The sequence below is a fragment of the Serratia sp. CY29653 genome (assembly GCF_052169255.1).
Lineage (GTDB): Bacteria > Pseudomonadota > Gammaproteobacteria > Enterobacterales > Enterobacteriaceae > Serratia > Serratia sarumanii.
Window position 1 is genome coordinate 2,383,543 of the sequence record NZ_JBJNLC010000001.1, and the last position, 17,560, is coordinate 2,401,102.

Consider the following 17,560-nt stretch of genomic DNA (forward strand, 5'->3'; position numbering starts at 1 on the left):
AAGTGTCGCCAGTTTAAATATTGTGGATATACTGTCAACCAATCTTAATTCAATTTGGTTTACAAGTATGTCTGTCACCGCTTCCGACCTGGCGTTTGACCAACGTCATATCTGGCACCCCTACACCTCCATGAGCCGCCCGTTACCCTGTTACCCGATCGAGTCGGCCAGCGGCGTCGAGCTGCAGCTGGCGGACGGCCGGCGTCTGGTGGATGGCATGTCCTCCTGGTGGGCGGCGATCCACGGTTACAACCATCCTCGCCTGAATCAGGCCGCCAGCCAGCAGCTGGAGAAGATGTCGCACGTGATGTTCGGCGGTATTACCCATCCGTCCGCCATCTCGCTGTGCCGTCGGCTGGTGGAGATGACGCCGGAAGCGCTGCAGTGCGTGTTCCTGGCGGATTCCGGTTCGGTGGCGGTGGAAGTGTCGCTGAAGATGGCGCTGCAGTATTGGCAGGCGCGCGGCGAGCGGCGGCAGCGCATCCTGACGCTACGCCACGGCTATCACGGCGATACCTTCGGCGCGATGTCGGTCTGCGATCCGGACAACTCGATGCACAGCCTCTATCAGGGCTATCTGGCGCCGCACCTGTTCGCCACCGCGCCGCAGTGCCGCTTCGACGAGGAATGGCGCGAAGAGGACATCGCGCCGTTCGCCGCGCTGCTGGAGCAGCACGCCGGTGAAGTGGCGGCGGTGATCCTGGAACCGGTGGTGCAAGGCGCCGGCGGCATGCGTATCTACCACCCAAGCTACCTCAAGCGGGTGCGCGAGCTGTGCGATCGCCATCAGGTGCTGCTGATCGCCGACGAGATCGCCACCGGCTTCGGCCGCACCGGCAAGCTGTTCGCCTGCGAGCACGCGCAGGTGGTGCCGGACATTCTCTGCCTGGGCAAGGCGCTGACCGGCGGCTACATGACGCTGTCCGCCACCCTGACCACCCGCCACGTGGCGGAGACCATCAGCAACGGCGCGGCCGGCTGCTTTATGCACGGCCCTACCTTTATGGGCAACCCGCTGGCCTGCGCGGTGGCGGACGCCAGCCTGGCGCTGCTGGCGGAAAATCGCTGGCAGGCGCAGGTGAGCGCCATCGAAGCCCAGCTGAAGCAGGAGCTGCTGCCGCTCGCGGCGCTGCCGAAGGTGGCGGACGTGCGGGTGCTGGGCGCGATTGGGGTGGTGGAGATGCGCGAACCGGTGAACGTCGCCGAACTGCAGCGCGGGTTCGTCGAACGCGGGGTGTGGATCCGGCCGTTCGGCAAGCTGATTTACCTGATGCCGCCTTACATCATCGAAGCGGAACAGCTCAGCCGCCTGACCGCCGCCGTGGCCGCCGCCGCGCGTTAATGGCTTACCAATGCTGGTCCAGATAGCGGGCCAGCAATCCCAGACACAGCAGCCAGAGTAAAATGATCATCACCGCCGCCATGCGGCCGGTGGGGTTATCGACGCGCTTTTGCGCCTTCTCGCGCAGCTCGGCCATCAGCGGCTTGGGGATCAGGCGCACCGCCAGCATGATGCCCAACGGTACGATAATCACGTCGTCCAGATAGCCCAGCACCGGAATGAAGTCCGGGATCAGATCGATCGGCGAGATCGCATAGCCGGCCACCAGCAGCGCGATCAGTTTGGCGTACCACGGGGTGCGCTTATCACGGGCGGCCAACCACAGCGCGTAAATATCGCGCTTGATGCCTTTGGCCCAACGGCGCAGCCAGCCGAACCACGGCGTGCGTTTTTTCAGTGAGATCATGGTGGCGTTGTTTGGCTATCCGGCGGTCTGTAGGAAGGAAGATGCGGCCATGGTAACCGATCCGCGCCGCCGTTGGCGAATGGCAATCCCGCTTGTATTGTCACGACGAAACGATCTAGCTTAAGGGTTCACGTTTACCGACAACTGGGAGTCACTATGGCTTTTCGTTTGTACAGCAACGATCTGCAGGACGGCGGCAAACTGCCGCAGCAGCAGGTTTTCAACGGCATGGGCTATCACGGCGATAACCTGTCGCCCCACCTGGCCTGGGACGGCGTGCCGGCCGGCACCAAAAGCTTCGTGATCGCCGTTTACGATCCCGATGCCCCGACCGGCTCCGGCTGGTGGCACTGGATCGTGGCCAACATTCCCGCCGACGTGCGCGAGCTGCCGCAGGGCGCGGGCTCCGGCAAAGCCCCGCTACCCGCCGGCGCGCTGCAGACCCGCACCGACTTCGGCTCAGCCGGCTACGGCGGCGCGGCGCCGCCGAGTGGCGAAAGCCACCGCTACCAGTTCACCGTGCATGCGCTGGACGTGGAGCGCATCGAGGTGGATGAGAGTTCCAGCGGCGCGCTGGTGGGCTTTAACGTCCATTTCCACAGCCTCGGCAGCGCCACGCTGACGGTGACGTTCAACTGATCCCCCGCCAATAAAAAAGCGCGATTCCACCGAATCGCGCTTTTTCCATACTCGTCTGACCGCCGAATTACTTCGCCAGCACGCTCACCCACATCGGGCCTTTGCCCACCGGATAACGCGCCAGCGTGGTCAGCTTACCGCTGGCCTGGTCAATTTCATGCACCGCGATGTGATCGGATTTCTGGCCGGACGAAATCACGAAGCGGCCGCTGTGATCGATGTTGAAACCGCGCGGCTGCGCTTCGGTCGGATGATAGCCGACCACGCTCAGCGTGCCGCCGTCTGCGGAAACGCTGAAGATGGTCAGAATGCTGGCGGTGCGGTCGCTGGTGTACAGGAAGCGGCCGTTCGGCGTGATATGGATGTCCGCCGCCCAGCGGGTGCCGTCGAAGTCGGCCGGCATGATGTCCAGCGTCTGCGTCACGGTGTATTTGCCGCCGTTTTCCGAGATGGCCAGCACGTCCACCGTGCCGTCCAGCTCATTGACGCAGTAGGCGAACTTGTCGTTGTGGTGGAACGCCATATGACGCGGGCCGGCGCCGGCGGCGGTCGCCACCGCTTCCTGCGCATGTGGCGTCAGCTGGCCCGCCAGGCTCAGGTTGAACAGGCGGATGCGGTCTTCTTTCAGGCAAGGCACCAGCACCAGCTGGTTGGTCGGATCGATGTTCGCCGAGTGCGGCGCGGTCAGGCCGTCGATCTGCTGAATGGGCGCCGTCACCACGCCGTCGTGGCCGATCGGGCTGATGCTGGCGCAGTTGCCGCTGTAGGAGGCGGAGAACAGGTAACGCCCCTGCAAATCGGTGGAGATATGGGTCGGGCTGCCCGGCAGCGGCGCCATGCCGGCCTGCTGCAGCGTGCCGTCCGCCTCGATGCGGTAGCTGACGATGCCGAACGCCGGACGCACGCCGACGTACAGGTGGGTCTTGTCCGGATGAAGGGTCATCGGCTGCACCTGGCCCGGCACGTCAACGGTTTGCAGCAGCGCCAGCGCGCCGGCGTCGTCCAACTGCCAAACGTGGATCTGCTGGCTCTCCGGGCTGGCGACATAAACGATTTGCTTCATGTGTTCTCCTTGCAAAGGGTAAAAGAGGAACCGGTTTCAGGCCGTTCGATTGCCCCTAGCTTACCGCACATCCGTCGCATGGCAACCCCGCTTAGCACCGGAAGCTCACGCGGTTTTCTCCGTTGGCTATCCGGTGTACCATCGGATTAATTTTATGGCTAACGATAACGAGAACCCTATGAGCTACCGCGTCATCGCCCTCGATCTTGACGGCACCCTGCTGGACAACCAAAAACGCATCTTACCGCAATCGCTGGAAGCGCTGGCGCAGGCGCGCGCCGCCGGCATCCAGGTGGTGGTGGTCACCGGCCGCCACCACGTCGCTATCCATCCGTTCTACCAGGCGCTGCAGATAGATACCCCGGCCATCTGCTGCAACGGCACCTATCTGTATGATTTTCAGCAGAAGAAGGTGTTGGCGGCCGATCCGCTGGCGAAAGATCAGGCCAGGCAGGTGCTGCAAATGCTCAAACAGACCGACATTCACGGGCTGATGTACGTCGACGACGCCATGCTGTATCAGGAGCCGAGCGGCCACGTGATCCGCTCGCTGGCCTGGGCCGAAACCCTGCCGGCGGCGCAGCGCCCGACGCTGCTGCAGGTCGGCAGCCTGGCGCAGGCGGCCGACGACGCGCAGGCGATCTGGAAATTCGCCACCTCGCACGCCGATACCCTGGCGCTGCGCGAGTTTGCCGACACGGTGGAGAAAGAGCTGGGGCTGGCGTGCGAATGGTCCTGGCACGATCAGGTGGATATCGCCAAAGGCGGCAACAGCAAAGGCAAGCGCCTGCGCCAATGGGTGGAGTCGCAGGGGCTGAGCATGGATCAGGTGGTGGCGTTCGGCGACAACTACAACGACATCAGCATGCTGGAAGCGGTCGGATTGGGCGTGGCGATGGGCAACGCCGATGATGCGATCAAGGAACGCGCCGATCTGGTGATCGCCGATAACCTGCAGCCGGGCATCGCCGAGGTGATCCGCACCCGCGTACTCTAGTTTTTTCGCCCTCCCGCCGGGAGGGCCTGTCTTAGCGGCTCTCGCGGCTGATAGACACGCTCTTCACCTGCGCGTACAGCCACTGCCCAGGGCGGATCGCCAGTTCATCGCGCGCCCAGGGCGTGATCCGCGCCCACAGCACGTGTTCCCCGACCGCCAGCTTCACTTCCACCTGCCCGTCCACCTCCAGACACTCGCTTACCTTGACCGGCAACACGTTGCGAATGCTGCTGTTGACCGGCGGTTGCAGCACCAGCGAGACATCGGCGGCGTTGATGCGAATGCGCAGCTGGGTGCCCAATTCGGCGTCGATGCCGCTGACCCACAGCCTTTGATCGCCGAGCGCCAGCGCGGTCATGGCATAACGTTGATGATGCTCAATCACGCTGACGCGCAGCACGCTGCTCTGATCTTCACGCTGCAGCCACGGCCGCAGCGCGCTGCTGGCCCAAACGGCTTCCAGCCCGCCGAACGCGCGCACCTCGCCGCGATCCAGCACCATCACCTGCTCGGCCAGGCGCAGGATCTCGTCCAGGCTATGACTGACGTAGAGGATGGGGATGTTGACGTCCTGCGCCAACCGCTCCAGATACGGCAGTAGCTCGCGTTTGCGCGGCAGATCGAGCGAGGCCAGCGGCTCGTCCATCAGCAGCAGTTCCGGCGCGGTCAGCAGCGCGCGGCCGATCGCCACCCGCTGTTTTTCACCGCCGGAGAGCGTCAGCGGCAGCCGATTGAGCAGCGGCCCGATGCCCAGCAGTTCGACGATGGTGTTGAACTGCGCGCGCATGCCGGCCGCCATGCCGTATTGCAGGTTGCCGCGCACCCGATAGTGCGGGAACAGCCGCGCATCCTGAAACACGTAGCCGATACGGCGCTTTTCCGGCGGCAGGCAAAGGCCCGCGGCGGTATCCACCAGCGTGCGGCCATTGAGTGCGATGCGCCCCTGCTGCAGACGGGTCAGGCCGCCGATGGCGTTGATCAGGGAGGTTTTGCCCGCGCCGGACAGGCCGAAAATCGCGGTGATGCCCTGCGCCGGCAAATCGGCGCGGACGTTGAGATTAAGGTCGCCCAGTTGCTGCGAGAAATCCAGCTCCAGCATTTACACCCCCATCCGTTTGCGGCCCCAGCGGGCCAGCCATTCGGACACCATCAGCGAAGCCAGCGACAGCACAATGGCGATCGCGCACAGCCGCGCGGCGGCGGCTTCCGCTCCCGGCGTTTCGATCAGCGTATACATCGCCAGCGGAATGGTGCGGGTTTCACCGGGAATGTTGGAGACAAAGGTGATGGTGGCGCCGAACTCCCCCAGCGAGCGGGCGAAGGCCAGCACCACGCCGACAATGACGCCGGGCAGCGACAGCGGCAGCGTGATGGTGAAAAACACCCGCCACGGGTTGGCGCCCAGCGTGCGCGCCGCCTGCTCCAGCCGGGTATCCACCGCCTCCAGCGCCAGCCGGATGGCGCGCACCATCAGCGGAAACGCCACCACCGCCGATGCCAGCGCGGCGCCCCGCCAGCTAAAGCTGAAGCTGAAGCCGAACCAGTCGTACAGCCACTCGCCGATGACGCCGCGCCGCCCCATGGCGATCAGCAGCAAATAGCCGACCACCACCGGCGGCAGCACCAACGGCAGATGAATGACGCCGTCCAGCAGCGCCTTGCCGGGAAAGCGGCAACGCACCAACACCCAGGCCATCAGAATGCCGAACGGCAGGCTGCAGACCACCGCCAAACCGGAGACTTTCAGGCTCAGCTCAACCGCCTGCCACTCGTACTCACTCAGAATCATTTACGCGGGGTGAATCCATAATGTTCGAAAATAGCGGCCGCTTCCGGGCCCTTCAGATAGGTATAGAAAGCGCTGACCGTCGGATTTTGACGATCTTTCACCATCGCCATCGGATATTCAACCGGTTTGTGGCTGTCTTCCGGGAACACGCCCACCACTTTCACCTTGTCGCTGGCGACCGCGTCGGAGCCGTAGACGATGCCGAGCGGTGCTTCACCGCGCTCCACCAGCGCCATCGCGCTGCGCACGTTGTTGGCACGCGCCAGTTTCGGCTCCAGCGCGCTCCAGGCGCCCAGATATTCCAGCGCCTCTTTGGCGTAGATGCCGGCCGGCACGTGATCCGGATCGCCCACAGCCAGGCGGCCGCCGTTGAGCAGCTTGGCCCAGTCGGTCTGCTTGTCGATGGCGATCTTGTCTTGCTTATCGCTCTTGGCGGCGATCAGCACCAGTTCGTTGCCCAGCAGCGTGTAGCGGGTGTCTTTCACCATCTGCTGTTTGTCGATGGCGTAATCCATCCACTGTTGATCGGCGGAGATGAACAGATCGGCCGGGGCGCCCTGCTCAATTTGGCGCGCCAGCGTCGAGGACGACGCGAAGGAGGAAACCACCTGCACGTCCTTGCCTTTTTGATACTGGGTGGCGATGTCCTGCAGCGCGTTGGTCAACGACGCGGCGGCGAACACGGTGATCTTTTCCGCCGCCGAAGCCTGTGCCACCAGGCCCGATGCCAACACGATCCCGCCAACCCATTTGGTCCATTGCTGTTTCATTGTTTTTCTCCGCAAGTTAACGTGCATTATCACTCTTCGTTATATAAAAAATAATATAACGTTGCGCGAAAGCTTGTCATGCGGTTTATCGGCAAAGCGTGAGATAACTTGAGGAATGCCCGCCGGGCGATGCCGGCGGGTATCTGGATGGGGAACGGTCAGTGCTGGGTGCGGTTTTCTTTCGAACGGCCCACTTTGGAGAAGACGTTGAACACTTCGCCAAAACCGTAGATCAGGCCGAGGATCAGCGCCATGACCACCGGCACCATGACCACGGCAAACAACAGACTTTTCAATAATTCCAACATGATAGCCTCGCTTAACTGCCCATTGAGCGGCAAATGCCTTTCACCGCATATCGGGTTATTCTAACCCAAAAAATCGCTAAAACCGGAGTTATTTTAGCCAGCGGGGCGAAATTGTGATCGGCCAAACGTGCCCTTTCCACCGGCTCATCCCGCCGCAGGATAGTAGATCAGCGGTGGCGCATAGCCGGCGGGCGCCGTCAGCCGGGCTTCCACCCCGTACACCGCGCGAATGTGCTCCGGCGTCAGCGCCTGCCGCGGCGTGCCCGCCGCACAGATCCCGCCCTGCTGCAGCAGCGCCACCCGATCGCAATAACAGGCCGCCAGATTCAGATCGTGCAGCGTCACCACCACGCTGAGTTTCAGCCGCCGCAGCAAGGCCATAAACTGCTGCTGATGGGCGATATCCAGATGGTTGGCGGGCTCATCCAGCAGCAGCCACGGCGTCTGCTGCGCCAGCGCGCGCGCCAGGTGCACCCGCTGCCGTTCGCCGCCGGACAGCCGCTGCCAATCGCGATCGGCCAGGTGGCTGATGCCCACTTGCTCCATCGCCTGCCCGGCGAGGCGGCGATCCTCGGTACCAAAACCGCGCCAGCGGCCGATATGGGCCAGGCGCCCCAGCAGCACCGCCTCCTTCACCGGCAGCGCGAAGGCGCCGGGGGCGGATTGCTCGAGAAAGGCGATGCGCCTGGCGCGCTCCCGCCCGGAAAACGCGGTAATTTGGCGCCCTGCCAGCCAAACGCGGCCCCCGGCGGCGGGCTGCAACCCGGCCAGCAGCTTGAGCAACGTGGATTTACCGCTGCCGTTGACGCCGAGCACGCCGGTGATCTCACCGGGCAAGGCGCAGAAATCCAGATTTTCCAGCACCGTGCGCTCGCCCGCTCGCCAGCTCACCGCTTCGGCGCACAGGCCGGATCGCGCTTTTTCAATCGTCATGCATTGACCTTCCGATACAGCAACAGCAGGAATACCGGCACCCCCAGCAGCGCCGTCAGCACGCCGACCGGCAGCTCGCGCGGAGCAAACAGTGTTCTGGCCAGGGTGTCCGCCGCCACGGCGAACAGCGCGCCGCACAGCGCGCTGGCCGGCAACAGCAGCCGATGCCGCGAGCCGACCAGCCGCCGGGCGACGTGCGGCACCGTCAGCCCGATAAATCCCACCGCGCCGCTGAACGCGACGATCGCCGCCGTCAGCGCGGTGGTCACCACATACAGCAGCAGCTTCAGCGGAGCCACCGCCACCCCCAGCGAAGCGGCGGTCACGCCGCCGAACGCCAGCGCGTCCAGCTCACCCGCCCGCAGCCAACACAGCAGCAGCGCCGCCGCCAGCGCCAACCCGCACAGCCCGACCTGCGGCCAGCGCGCGTCGCTGAACGAGCCCAGCAGCCAGAACATCACGCCGCGCGTGGCGTTGGCGTCCGCCTGCCAGAGCGTGATCAGCGAAGTCAGCGCGGAGAGCAGCTGCGTCACCGCCACCCCGGCCAGGATAAACAGCGTGGACTCCCCCTGCAGCGAACGCCCGGCCAGCAGCATCACCAACGCAAACGCCCCCAGCGCGCCGATAAACGCGCCGCCGGACACCGACAACAGGCCGCCGCCCAGCCCCAATACCAGCACCGTTACCGCCCCCACGCCGGCGCCGGAGGAGATGCCCAGCACCCAGGGATCGGCCAGCGGGTTGCGGGTCAGCGACTGCAGCACGGTGCCCGCCAACGCCAATCCGGCGCCGGCCAGCGCCGCCAACAGCGCGCGCGGCATCCGCAGCGACCAGATGATGCGCTGATACACATCGGCATCGGTCGCCGCGCTGCCGCTGACGCCAAGCACGATGCGCCAGGCGTCGTGCCACGCGATCGGCGCGGGCCCCGACAGGGTGGCGCCCAGCAGGGCCAGCGGCAGCACCGCCGCCAGCAACAGCAGCCAGCCGGCCTCACGGCCGGGCAGTAACCGCCGGATCATGCTATTTCCAGCCTGCGATCACATAGTCGTCCAACAACTGCCACACCGTTCCCGCCTCGCTGAAACCGGCCTGCCTGAGGGCCGCGAGCTGGAAATCCACCGGCGTCGGCGGCGGCACCGGGCGGCCGGCGAACAGCGCTTCACGCTCGGCTTGATAAGCGGCCAGCGCCGGCGATTGCATCGCGCCGGCGAACCAGCGATCCCAATCCTCAACGCCGCTGTCCCAGGCGCGCTGTTGGGTCTGCTCGTCGTGCCGCTCCGCCAGCGCTTTCAGCCGCGGCTGGCGCTGGTCATAGCGCTGATGATCGGCGTTCAGGAACACGCCGCCGTCGGCCAGCAGCCCGGCGACGTTGCGGTACAGCGCCAGCTGCTGCTCGGGCATCAGCCAGTGCAGCGCCGTGCTGGACACCGCCGCCTGCGGCGCGGGGCGGGACAGCGCGGAAAAACAGGCCGGATCCGCCAGATCGGCCTGCAGAATGCGGATCCGATCGCCGTAGGCCGCCAGCGCGCCGCGCGCCACCGCCAGCAGCAGCGGATCGAGATCGATGGCGGTCACCCTGGCCTGCGGAAAGCGCTGCAAAATGCGCAGGCTCAGCGAGCCCGGGCCGCAGGCCAGATCCACCACGTGAAAATCCTGACCGGCGGCCAGCGCCAGCACGTCCAGCTGGGCGTTAAAACGCGCTTCCCGCTCGGCGATGTAGGCCGCCTGCTGGCGATCCCAGGAGTCCAGCAGCGAAGAGAATGAAACGGCAGTCATATCAAGGTTCCTTGTTGGAAAAAGTCGGCGCCTGCGGCGGCAAGGCCGCCAGGCCCCGAATCAAACGGCCCAACGCCGCCACGGTGCGGGCGGAAGGGTCCATGTCGTAACCGGGGAGGATCACGTAGCGCCGCTGACGCACGGCGCGCAGCGTCGCGGTCAGCGGGTGATGCTCCAGAAAGGCGATCTTGTCCGCCGCGCTGTCGCCGAGGCCGCCACGCGGCAGATCGCCAAGCACGATCGCATCCGGATCGCGGGCGGCGATGATTTCCCAGGACACCGTCGGCCACAGCTCGGGCCGGTCGCCGAACAGGTTCTCGCTGCCGACGCTGCGGCTCAGCAAACCTGGCGCGCCGCAGCAGCCGGCCACATAGGGCGTTTGCGCGCCGGCATACCACCACAGCAGACGCAAATGCGGCAGCTGAGCACGCTGTGGTTCGAGCGCCCTCAGCTGCCCGCGCAGCCGTTCGACCAGCGCTTCACCGGCGCGGCTGACGTTGAAAATGCGCGCCAGCTCCCGCAGCTCGGTGAAAATGTCTTCAAACGTCAGCGCGGCGGCGATCGCGCTTTGCTGGCCGCTGCAGACGCCGGGTGAGAGATAAGTGCCGATGCCCCATTCTGCCAGCCGCGCCCGATCGGGCGTTTCCGGGCTGTGCAGCCAGTAATAGCTGGCCGAATAGACAAAATCCGGCCGCATCAGCAGCAACGCTTCCGCCGTGGGCGGCGCCGGGCTGGTGGGCGCCTGCAGCGCATCGGCCGTCGGCGCGGGATCGCGCGCGCGGTCATACCCAACCACGCCGATCGCGCGGCCAGCCAGCCCCAGCGCCAGCAGGTTTTCCAACGCCGGGTTGGCGTAAACCAGCACCCGCTGCGGCGGCTGCGGGTAATCGTGCGTTACCCCGCAATTTTGCAGGCTGACGGCATCGGCGCGCAGCGGCGCGCCGCCGCCCAATCCCAGGGCGCACAACAGCAGAGCAAGCCGGCGTTTCACGCCGTCAGAACCTGACCGACACGAAGGTTTCATAACTGCGCGGCGGCGCGATCAGCGCCTGATCCGGGTAAGTGCGCTGGTAGGCGTACAGCTGGTTGGTGGCGTTGCGAATGCGAAAACCGACATCGACGATCGGCGTCAGCTGATAGTCTGCCGCCAGATCGAGCGTGGTGTACGCGCGCATCTTGCGCCGGTTGGCGTCGTCGTTGTAACTGCTGCCGACGTAGCGCAGCGAAGAAGCCAGCCCCAGGCGCTCCGTCGCCTGATAATGCACGCTGAGGTTGGCGGTCCAGTCCGGAATATAGGCCGGGCGATTGCCGTTGTAGCTGCGCAGCGGGCTGCCGCCGCGATAGTCGTCGTAGCGGGCGTGGGTGTAGGCGGCGTTGCCGGCCAGCTCCCAGCGTTCGTCGGGACGCAGCACCACGCCAAGCTCGATGCCGCGCGACGTCTGCCTGCCTACCGCGTTCAACGCATCCGGCCGCTGCGCGTCAGGCACAAACAGGTTGTCCTTGCGCAGTTCGTACAGCGCCAGCGTCGCCTCGCCTTTGTTACCCCAGAACTGCCCTTTGGCGCCGGCCTCCCACTGGCGCGCTCGCGTCAGCGGCAGATCGGTCTGCGTTGGGCTGAGGAAGAACAGATCGTTGCCCGGCTCCTGGCCGGTGGTGTAGTTGGCGTAGAGCGTGAGGTTATCGGTCAATGCATAGCTGGGGCCCAGGCTCCAGGTGCTGAAAACGTAGGTATGCGCGCGGCTCTCTTCCTGCGGCCCCTGGAAGCGCCAGTCCATGTTCATATGGTTGTAGCGCAGCTGGCCCAGCAGCGCTAAACGCTCGGTCAGGCTGAAGCGATCTTCAAGAAAGGCGGCATACTGGTTCTGGGTAACGTGGCGCACCGGCGCGCGTTGGCGGTCGGTTCCCTGGGCGAACGGCTCTCGGGGCGGCGCGCCAAGCGGCACGTCTTCGGATCCGGGGAAGCCGTTGGAGTAGTACTGAAAATGCCGCTTGCTCAGATCGAGGCCGACCAGCAACCGGTTATCGAAACCGGCGATGGCGCGATCGAACACCAGCGAACTGCGGTTGCCGATCAGATCGTCGTCGTGCGCCAGGGCGCCGAAGGAGTCGCGGTTGACGTCGCCGGGCCGGGCCGCCGCCGCGACGCGAAAGCGTTCGACGTTGCGCCACTCGCGAAAGCCGCTGTAGTAATAGAATTGGTTATGCCACTCCACTTCGGGCGTCATAAACCAGTCCAGACTAGCCTGAAATGCGGTGGCGTTGCTCTGGATGCGGCTGTCGGTCAGGTTGTTGTAATTGATGTCGCGCAGCTCGCCGGCAATGCGCCCGTCCAGCAGCGGCGTGCCGTAGTAAGGGTTGTTGGTGCGGTTGAGCATGCGGTCCAGGCTCAGCGTCAACAGCGCATCGTCCGTCAGCTTAAACAGCAGCGAGCCGGAAACCCGCTTCTGCCGATCGCGTTCGTACTGCACGTTGCTGCCGCTGTCGTTGCCGCTGACATCCAACCGGTACGCCACCGCATCGTCCACCAGCGCGCCGCCGGCCCCCAGATGCAGACGCTGGCTGCGGTAGCTGCCGAAGCCATAATCGAGCTCGAACGGCTGGCGGCTGAAGGTCGGCCGCCGCGAGATCAGGTTGACGCTGCCGCCCGCGGCGCTCAGGCCGTTCAGGGCCGATCCCGGCCCGCGCAGTATCTCGATGCTGTCGTAATGCGCCGGATCGCCCAGCTGCAGCGTGCTGCCGGGCATCTCCACGCCGTTATACAGCCAGGCGATCGGCCGGAAACCGCGCGCGGAAAAGTTGTTGGACAGCGTCGGCGAAGCGACGCCGGACAGGCCAGTGGCGTGCTCGACGGCGGCGGCCAGCGAGCGATCGCCCCGCTGTTGAATCGCTCTTGCGCTGATGATATCGACGCTGCGCGGCGTCTCCCGAGCGGTCAGCCCAAGCTGCGAAGCGCTGCGGCTCACGGCGCTCAACGCATCGTAGCGCCCGGCGGGGGCCGCCGCCTCCACGGTGAGCTGTTCTTCGCATCCCGTGGCATTGCGGGCTTTATCGCAGTCGGCGGCGAAAGCCAACGGCGCCGTCAGTGCGCCGCCGACCCAGGCGGCAAGGCATAACGATTTTCTGGGCGTGCCAAGACGCCGGCGTGTCGTACTCATGTGAAGCATCCCTGTGGTGAAATAAAAACCGGCCGCAGCCAGCGTAAAGCCTTATCGTTTTTCTGTTATGTTATATTATAACAATAAAGCAATGCCAGTCTTTATTGTCCCGCCCTCCAGCGCACTGCGCTTGGCGCTTTGCCGCCAAATCGGCGACAATAAGATTTTTGCCGCCGACAGGATGCGCTATGCAGGCCGAAATTCTTCTGACTCTCAAACTCCAGCAAAAGCTGTTCGCCGATCCGCGCCGCATCGCGCTGCTGAAACAGGTGCAGCACACCGGCTCCATCAGCCAGGGCGCCAAACTGGCGGGCATCAGCTACAAAAGCGCCTGGGACGCCATCAATGAGATGAACCAGTTGGCGGAACAAACGGTGGTGGAACGCGCCACCGGCGGTAAAGGCGGCGGCGGCGCACAGCTGACGCACTATGGCCAGCGGTTGATCCAGCTGTATGACCTGCTGGGCCAGGTGCAGCAAAAAGCTTTCGACGTGTTGCAGCAGGACGATCTGCCGCTCGACAGCCTGCTGGCGGCCATCTCGCGCTTCTCGCTGCAAACCAGCGCGCGCAATCAGTTCTTCGGTACCGTCATCGAACGCGATCATCAGCAGGTGCAGCAGCACCTGGCGATTTTGTTGAATGACGGCACCACACGCCTGACGGCGGCCGTCACCCAGCAAAGCGCCGACCGGCTGCAGCTGACGCCGGGCAAAGAGGTGCTAGCGCTGATCAAGGCGCCCTGGGTGCGGTTAAGCGTCGATACCGCGGAGCATGCCGGCGTGGATAACGCGCTGGCGGGCGTGGTGGCCGGCATTCAGCCGGGTGCCGAACACAGCGAGGTGCTGGTGACGCTGGCGGGCGGCGAAACCCTGTGCGCCACCCTGACGACGGCGGAGCTGCAGCGCCTGCAGCTGAGCGTCGGCACCGCCGTACACGCCCTGTTCAACGCCGATCGCGTGATTGTCGCCACGTTGTGTTAAGCGCAACGTAACGTTGCGTTTTTGTTGATTGACATCACCCTGCAATGCGCCTATTCCTAAGGCAAATAATTGCAAAAAAAGGAACAGGTGATGTCGTCGTTGCACATTTCGCAAGGTTCATTCCGCTTAAGCGATACCCGCACCCTGACGCTGGACGCGCTGGAAATCCAGGCCGGCGACAGCTGGGCCTTCGTCGGCGCCAACGGCAGCGGCAAATCCGCCCTGGCGCGCGCGCTGGCCGACGAACTGGTTCTGCTGAGCGGTGAGCGCCGCAGCGACTTTCAGCACGCGGTGCGCATCTCCTTCGAACAGCTGCAAAAAATGGTCAGCGACGAGTGGCAACGCAACAACACCGATCTGCTCAGCGCGGACGAGGACGACACCGGCCGCACCGCGGCGGAAATCATTCAGGAAGAGGTGCAAGACGCCGCGCGCTGTGAGCGGCTGGCCGCGCAGTTCGGCATCACCGCCCTGCTGACGCGCCGCTTCAAATACCTCTCCACCGGCGAAACGCGCAAAACCCTGCTGTGCCGGGCGCTGATGCCCGAGCCTGACCTGCTGATCCTCGACGAACCCTTCGACGGGCTGGACGTTCACTCGCGCGCGCAGCTCGCCACGCTGCTGAGCGAGCTTTCCGCCCAGGGCCAGACCGTGGTGCTGGCGCTCAACCGGTTCGACGACATCCCGGATTTTGTCCGGCAGGTGGGCGTGCTGGCGGACTGTACCCTGACCAACCGCGGGCCGCGCCGCCAGGTGATGGCGGACGCGCTGGTGGCGCAGCTGGCGCACAGCGAAAACCTCAGCGGGCTGGCGCTGCCGGAGGAGGAGGATCCAACGCAAAAGGTCGCGCTGCCGGCGGATCGGCCGCTGATCGTCCTGCGCGACGGCGTGGTCAGCTATAACGATCGGCCGATCCTCAATCATCTCGACTGGCAGGTTAACCCCGGTGAACATTGGCAGATCGTCGGCCCGAACGGCGCCGGCAAATCCACGCTGCTCAGCTTGATCACCGGCGATCACCCGCAGGGCTACAGCAACGATCTGACGCTGTTCGGCCGCCGCCGCGGCAGCGGGGAAACCATTTGGGAGATCAAGCGCCATATCGGCTACGTCAGCAGCAGCCTGCATCTGGATTATCGCGTCAACACCAGCGTGCGCAACGTGGTGCTGTCGGGGTTCTTCGATTCGATCGGCATTTATCAGGCGGTTTCGGATCGTCAGCGGCAGCTGACCGAGCAATGGCTGGCGCTGCTCGGGCTCGACGGCGCGCGCGGCGACGCCCCGTTCCACAGCCTTTCCTGGGGCCAACAGCGGCTGGCACTGATCGCCCGCGCGCTGGTGAAACACCCGGCGCTGCTGATCCTCGACGAGCCGCTGCAAGGGTTGGATCCGCTCAATCGCCAGCTGGTGCGCCGCTTCATCGACGTGCTGATCGGCCAGGGCGCCACCCAGCTGCTGTTCGTCTCGCACCATGCCGAAGATGCGCCGCAGTGCATCACACACCGCCTCAGCTTCGTGCCCGACGGCGAGGGCGGCTACGGCTACCAACAGCAACGGCTGGAGCCGACCTCCGCCTGAAGCGCGGCGTAAACATATCCGGCAACACTTCACCGCAGCACATCACATTTGGCCTTTTATCATAGAAAGAAAGAAGGCCATTTTCTGGAGACGCCATGTCCGCTGCGTTGATTATCATCGACCTGATCGAGGATCTGATCGGGCCCAAAGGGCGCGCCAACCACTGCCGCGAACAGGTGACGGCAAGCCACCTGCTCGCCAACGTCAATGCCGCCGCGGCCTACGCCCGGGTGCGAAAAATCCCGGTGATTTGGGTGCGGACGGGATTTGCCGACGATTATCATGACATCCCGCTCCACTCACCGCTGTTCAACCATTTGAAACAGATAGGCGCGCTGCGGCTAAACGGCCCGGGCTGCCGCTGGACGCCCGATCTGCATCAGGAGGAGACCGATCTGCAGTTTGATAAAACGGCGGTGAGCGCCTTCTCCGGTAACAATTTGTTAGCCTGGCTGCGGCAACATCGGTGCCATCATCTGCTGCTGGCGGGCGTCAGCACGCCGCTCGCCATCGAGAGCACCGCGCGTCAGGCGCACGACGCCGGCTTCCAGGTGACCGTGCTGCACGATCTGTGCGCAGCCCCCACGCAGGGGCTCCACCAGCAGAGCCTGGACACCCTGCAAAACCTGGCGGAAATCGCCCGTTCGCAGGCCTGGATGCAAGGCTGACCTCAATACCGCCGGTCGTGTGGGCCGGCACCCTGCACGGATGCGTCACTGCCCCGACCTTTAGCGTCATCTTGGTGTGCTACTATCCGCTCTAGCGCTCAATTTCGCCATCATCGCACGCCGCAAAGGCGCTGAGCGCCGTGTACATATTTTAAAGGGACATATCATGTGGGGCGTACTGGCTGCTTCGTTATTTTTCTTACCGTTTAACCGGCTGATAGCCTGGGTTATCCTGGCCGCCTCGGCGGGCATGGGGCTTTATCATGGGGTATTGACGCCGCTCAGCCTGGGTTGCCTGTTGGCCATCGTGGCGCTGGCGGGGCTACGTCACCATTTTCGCGAGCGGCGTAGTCTGGCGATCGCGTTCGAAGGGTTGGTGGTCGCCGGCTGCGTGGCGCTGTTCTTGCACCTGGTGCCGGGCATCCACAATCAGCTGATGATCGACGGTGAAAAAGCCGGCCCGCTCAGCGCGCCGTTCACCATGTATTACAACTTCGACAAGGCGATGGTGCCCTTCCTGCTGTTCGCCTGCTTGCCCACGCTGTTTTCCGCTGAACGCGGCGGCAACGTCGGCAAAGCGGGCTGGATTGCGCTGCTGCTAGCCGTGCCGGCGCTGTTGCTGCTGGCCGTGGCGCTGGGCGGCTTAAAAATCGAGCTGCATGCGCCCGCCTGGATCCTGCCTTTCGTGATGGCGAACCTGTTCTTCGTCTGTATGGCCGAAGAAGCGCTGTTTCGCGGCTACCTGCAGCAGCGCCTCAGCCAGTGGCTGGGCGCCTGGCCGGCGCTGATCGTCGCTTCTCTGGTGTTCGGCGCCGCGCATTTGGCCGGCGGCATGCTGATGGTGATCTTCGCGACGCTGGCCGGGGCGATCTACGGCCTGGCGTGGATGTGGAGCGGCCGCCTGTGGGTGCCGATTCTGTTCCATTTCGGGCTTAATCTGACCCATCTGCTGTTCTTTACCTACCCGCTGTATCAGCATCCTTAACGGCTGACGCCGGCAGAGAGCCTTTCTCTGCCGGCAGGTCGGGTGAAAACGCTATCACTGGTAGCGCACCGCAATGCCCTCAATCACGTTGCCACCGGCTTTTCTCCGCCCATCAGGCGCTTTTTATCACAGTGTAAACGATTCCATTTTTCGCGTTAGATCACCTTT

General features: G+C 64.4%; 18 protein-coding genes. 7 read left to right on the plus strand and 11 right to left on the minus strand.

Going from position 1 to position 17,560, the window contains the following annotated elements:
• Positions 1-67 precede the first annotated feature (67 nt).
• Positions 68-1,342, plus strand: a complete 1,275-nt coding sequence (gene bioA / locus ACJ8HN_RS11495) for an adenosylmethionine--8-amino-7-oxononanoate transaminase (protein WP_049212786.1) — start codon at positions 68-70, stop codon at positions 1,340-1,342.
• Positions 1,343-1,346: 4 nt separating this feature from the next.
• On the opposite strand, the gene ACJ8HN_RS11500 is transcribed toward bioA, so the two are convergent.
• Positions 1,347-1,748 (minus strand): YkvA family protein, encoded by a 402-nt coding sequence (locus tag ACJ8HN_RS11500; protein ID WP_016928691.1) that lies wholly within the window; start codon positions 1,746-1,748, stop codon positions 1,347-1,349.
• 156 nt (positions 1,749-1,904) lie between these two features.
• Between ACJ8HN_RS11500 and ACJ8HN_RS11505 the strand changes: the two genes are divergently transcribed.
• Positions 1,905-2,387, plus strand: a complete 483-nt coding sequence (locus ACJ8HN_RS11505; RefSeq protein WP_308414667.1) for a kinase inhibitor — start codon at positions 1,905-1,907, stop codon at positions 2,385-2,387.
• 67 nt (positions 2,388-2,454) lie between these two features.
• Here ACJ8HN_RS11505 and pgl read toward each other — a convergent pair whose 3' ends face one another.
• Entirely contained in the window at positions 2,455-3,450 is a 996-nt protein-coding gene (gene pgl, locus ACJ8HN_RS11510; RefSeq protein WP_033637496.1) for a 6-phosphogluconolactonase, read from the minus strand.
• Positions 3,451-3,628: 178 nt separating this feature from the next.
• Here pgl and ACJ8HN_RS11515 point away from each other — a divergent pair, with 178 nt between their 5' ends.
• The gene (locus tag ACJ8HN_RS11515; protein WP_033647130.1) at positions 3,629-4,447 is read left to right on the plus strand and encodes a pyridoxal phosphatase; all 819 of its coding nucleotides are present in this window, start codon (positions 3,629-3,631) and stop codon (positions 4,445-4,447) included.
• Between the two features lie 31 nt (positions 4,448-4,478).
• Here ACJ8HN_RS11515 and modC read toward each other — a convergent pair whose 3' ends face one another.
• The 9 genes from modC to ACJ8HN_RS11560 all read right to left on the minus strand — a co-directional run bounded on the left by modC (position 4,479) and on the right by ACJ8HN_RS11560 (position 13,181).
• Entirely contained in the window at positions 4,479-5,546 is a 1,068-nt protein-coding gene (modC, locus tag ACJ8HN_RS11520) for a molybdenum ABC transporter ATP-binding protein ModC (protein WP_161726953.1), read from the minus strand.
• Complete coding sequence (gene modB, locus ACJ8HN_RS11525) at positions 5,547-6,236, minus strand: molybdate ABC transporter permease subunit (RefSeq protein ID WP_019454005.1); 690 nt, start codon at positions 6,234-6,236, stop codon at positions 5,547-5,549.
• Positions 6,233-7,006: a molybdate ABC transporter substrate-binding protein gene (gene modA / locus ACJ8HN_RS11530; RefSeq protein WP_041033943.1), complete on the minus strand. Its 774-nt coding sequence runs from the start codon at positions 7,004-7,006 to the stop codon at positions 6,233-6,235. Before modA ends, modB begins: the two co-directional genes overlap by 4 nt.
• Positions 7,007-7,164: 158 nt before the next feature.
• A complete protein-coding gene (locus ACJ8HN_RS11535; RefSeq protein WP_004939813.1) occupies positions 7,165-7,314 on the minus strand; it encodes an AcrZ family multidrug efflux pump-associated protein in 150 nt (49 codons plus the stop codon).
• A gap of 144 nt (positions 7,315-7,458) precedes the next feature.
• A complete protein-coding gene (locus ACJ8HN_RS11540) occupies positions 7,459-8,247 on the minus strand; it encodes an ABC transporter ATP-binding protein (RefSeq protein WP_432503289.1) in 789 nt (262 codons plus the stop codon).
• Complete coding sequence (locus ACJ8HN_RS11545) at positions 8,244-9,269, minus strand: FecCD family ABC transporter permease (protein WP_043146846.1); 1,026 nt, start codon at positions 9,267-9,269, stop codon at positions 8,244-8,246. Before ACJ8HN_RS11545 ends, ACJ8HN_RS11540 begins: the two co-directional genes overlap by 4 nt.
• Before the next feature lies 1 nt (position 9,270).
• Complete coding sequence (locus ACJ8HN_RS11550) at positions 9,271-10,026, minus strand: class I SAM-dependent methyltransferase (protein WP_432503285.1); 756 nt, start codon at positions 10,024-10,026, stop codon at positions 9,271-9,273.
• 1 nt (position 10,027) lies between these two features.
• A complete protein-coding gene (locus ACJ8HN_RS11555) occupies positions 10,028-11,017 on the minus strand; it encodes an ABC transporter substrate-binding protein (protein WP_308414873.1) in 990 nt (329 codons plus the stop codon).
• Positions 11,018-11,021: 4 nt separating this feature from the next.
• Positions 11,022-13,181, minus strand: coding sequence for a TonB-dependent siderophore receptor (locus ACJ8HN_RS11560; protein ID WP_308414874.1), 2,160 nt, complete (start codon positions 13,179-13,181; stop codon positions 11,022-11,024).
• 188 nt (positions 13,182-13,369) lie between these two features.
• On the opposite strand from ACJ8HN_RS11560, the gene modE reads away from it, so the two are divergent.
• The 4 genes from modE (at position 13,370) to ACJ8HN_RS11580 (ending at position 17,392) form a co-directional block, all read left to right on the plus strand.
• Positions 13,370-14,161: a molybdenum-dependent transcriptional regulator gene (gene modE / locus ACJ8HN_RS11565; protein ID WP_049195922.1), complete on the plus strand. Its 792-nt coding sequence runs from the start codon at positions 13,370-13,372 to the stop codon at positions 14,159-14,161.
• 90 nt (positions 14,162-14,251) lie between these two features.
• On the plus strand, positions 14,252-15,739 hold the full coding sequence (modF, locus tag ACJ8HN_RS11570; protein ID WP_442523440.1) for a molybdate ABC transporter ATP-binding protein ModF: 1,488 nt from the start codon (positions 14,252-14,254) through the stop codon (positions 15,737-15,739).
• Positions 15,740-15,834: 95 nt separating this feature from the next.
• Positions 15,835-16,407 carry a cysteine hydrolase family protein gene (locus tag ACJ8HN_RS11575; protein ID WP_103798845.1) on the plus strand — a complete coding sequence of 191 codons (573 nt, stop codon included), beginning with the start codon at positions 15,835-15,837 and terminating at the stop codon, positions 16,405-16,407.
• A gap of 166 nt (positions 16,408-16,573) precedes the next feature.
• On the plus strand, positions 16,574-17,392 hold the full coding sequence (locus ACJ8HN_RS11580) for a CPBP family intramembrane glutamic endopeptidase (RefSeq protein WP_049235012.1): 819 nt from the start codon (positions 16,574-16,576) through the stop codon (positions 17,390-17,392).
• Positions 17,393-17,560: the final 168 nt, after the last annotated feature.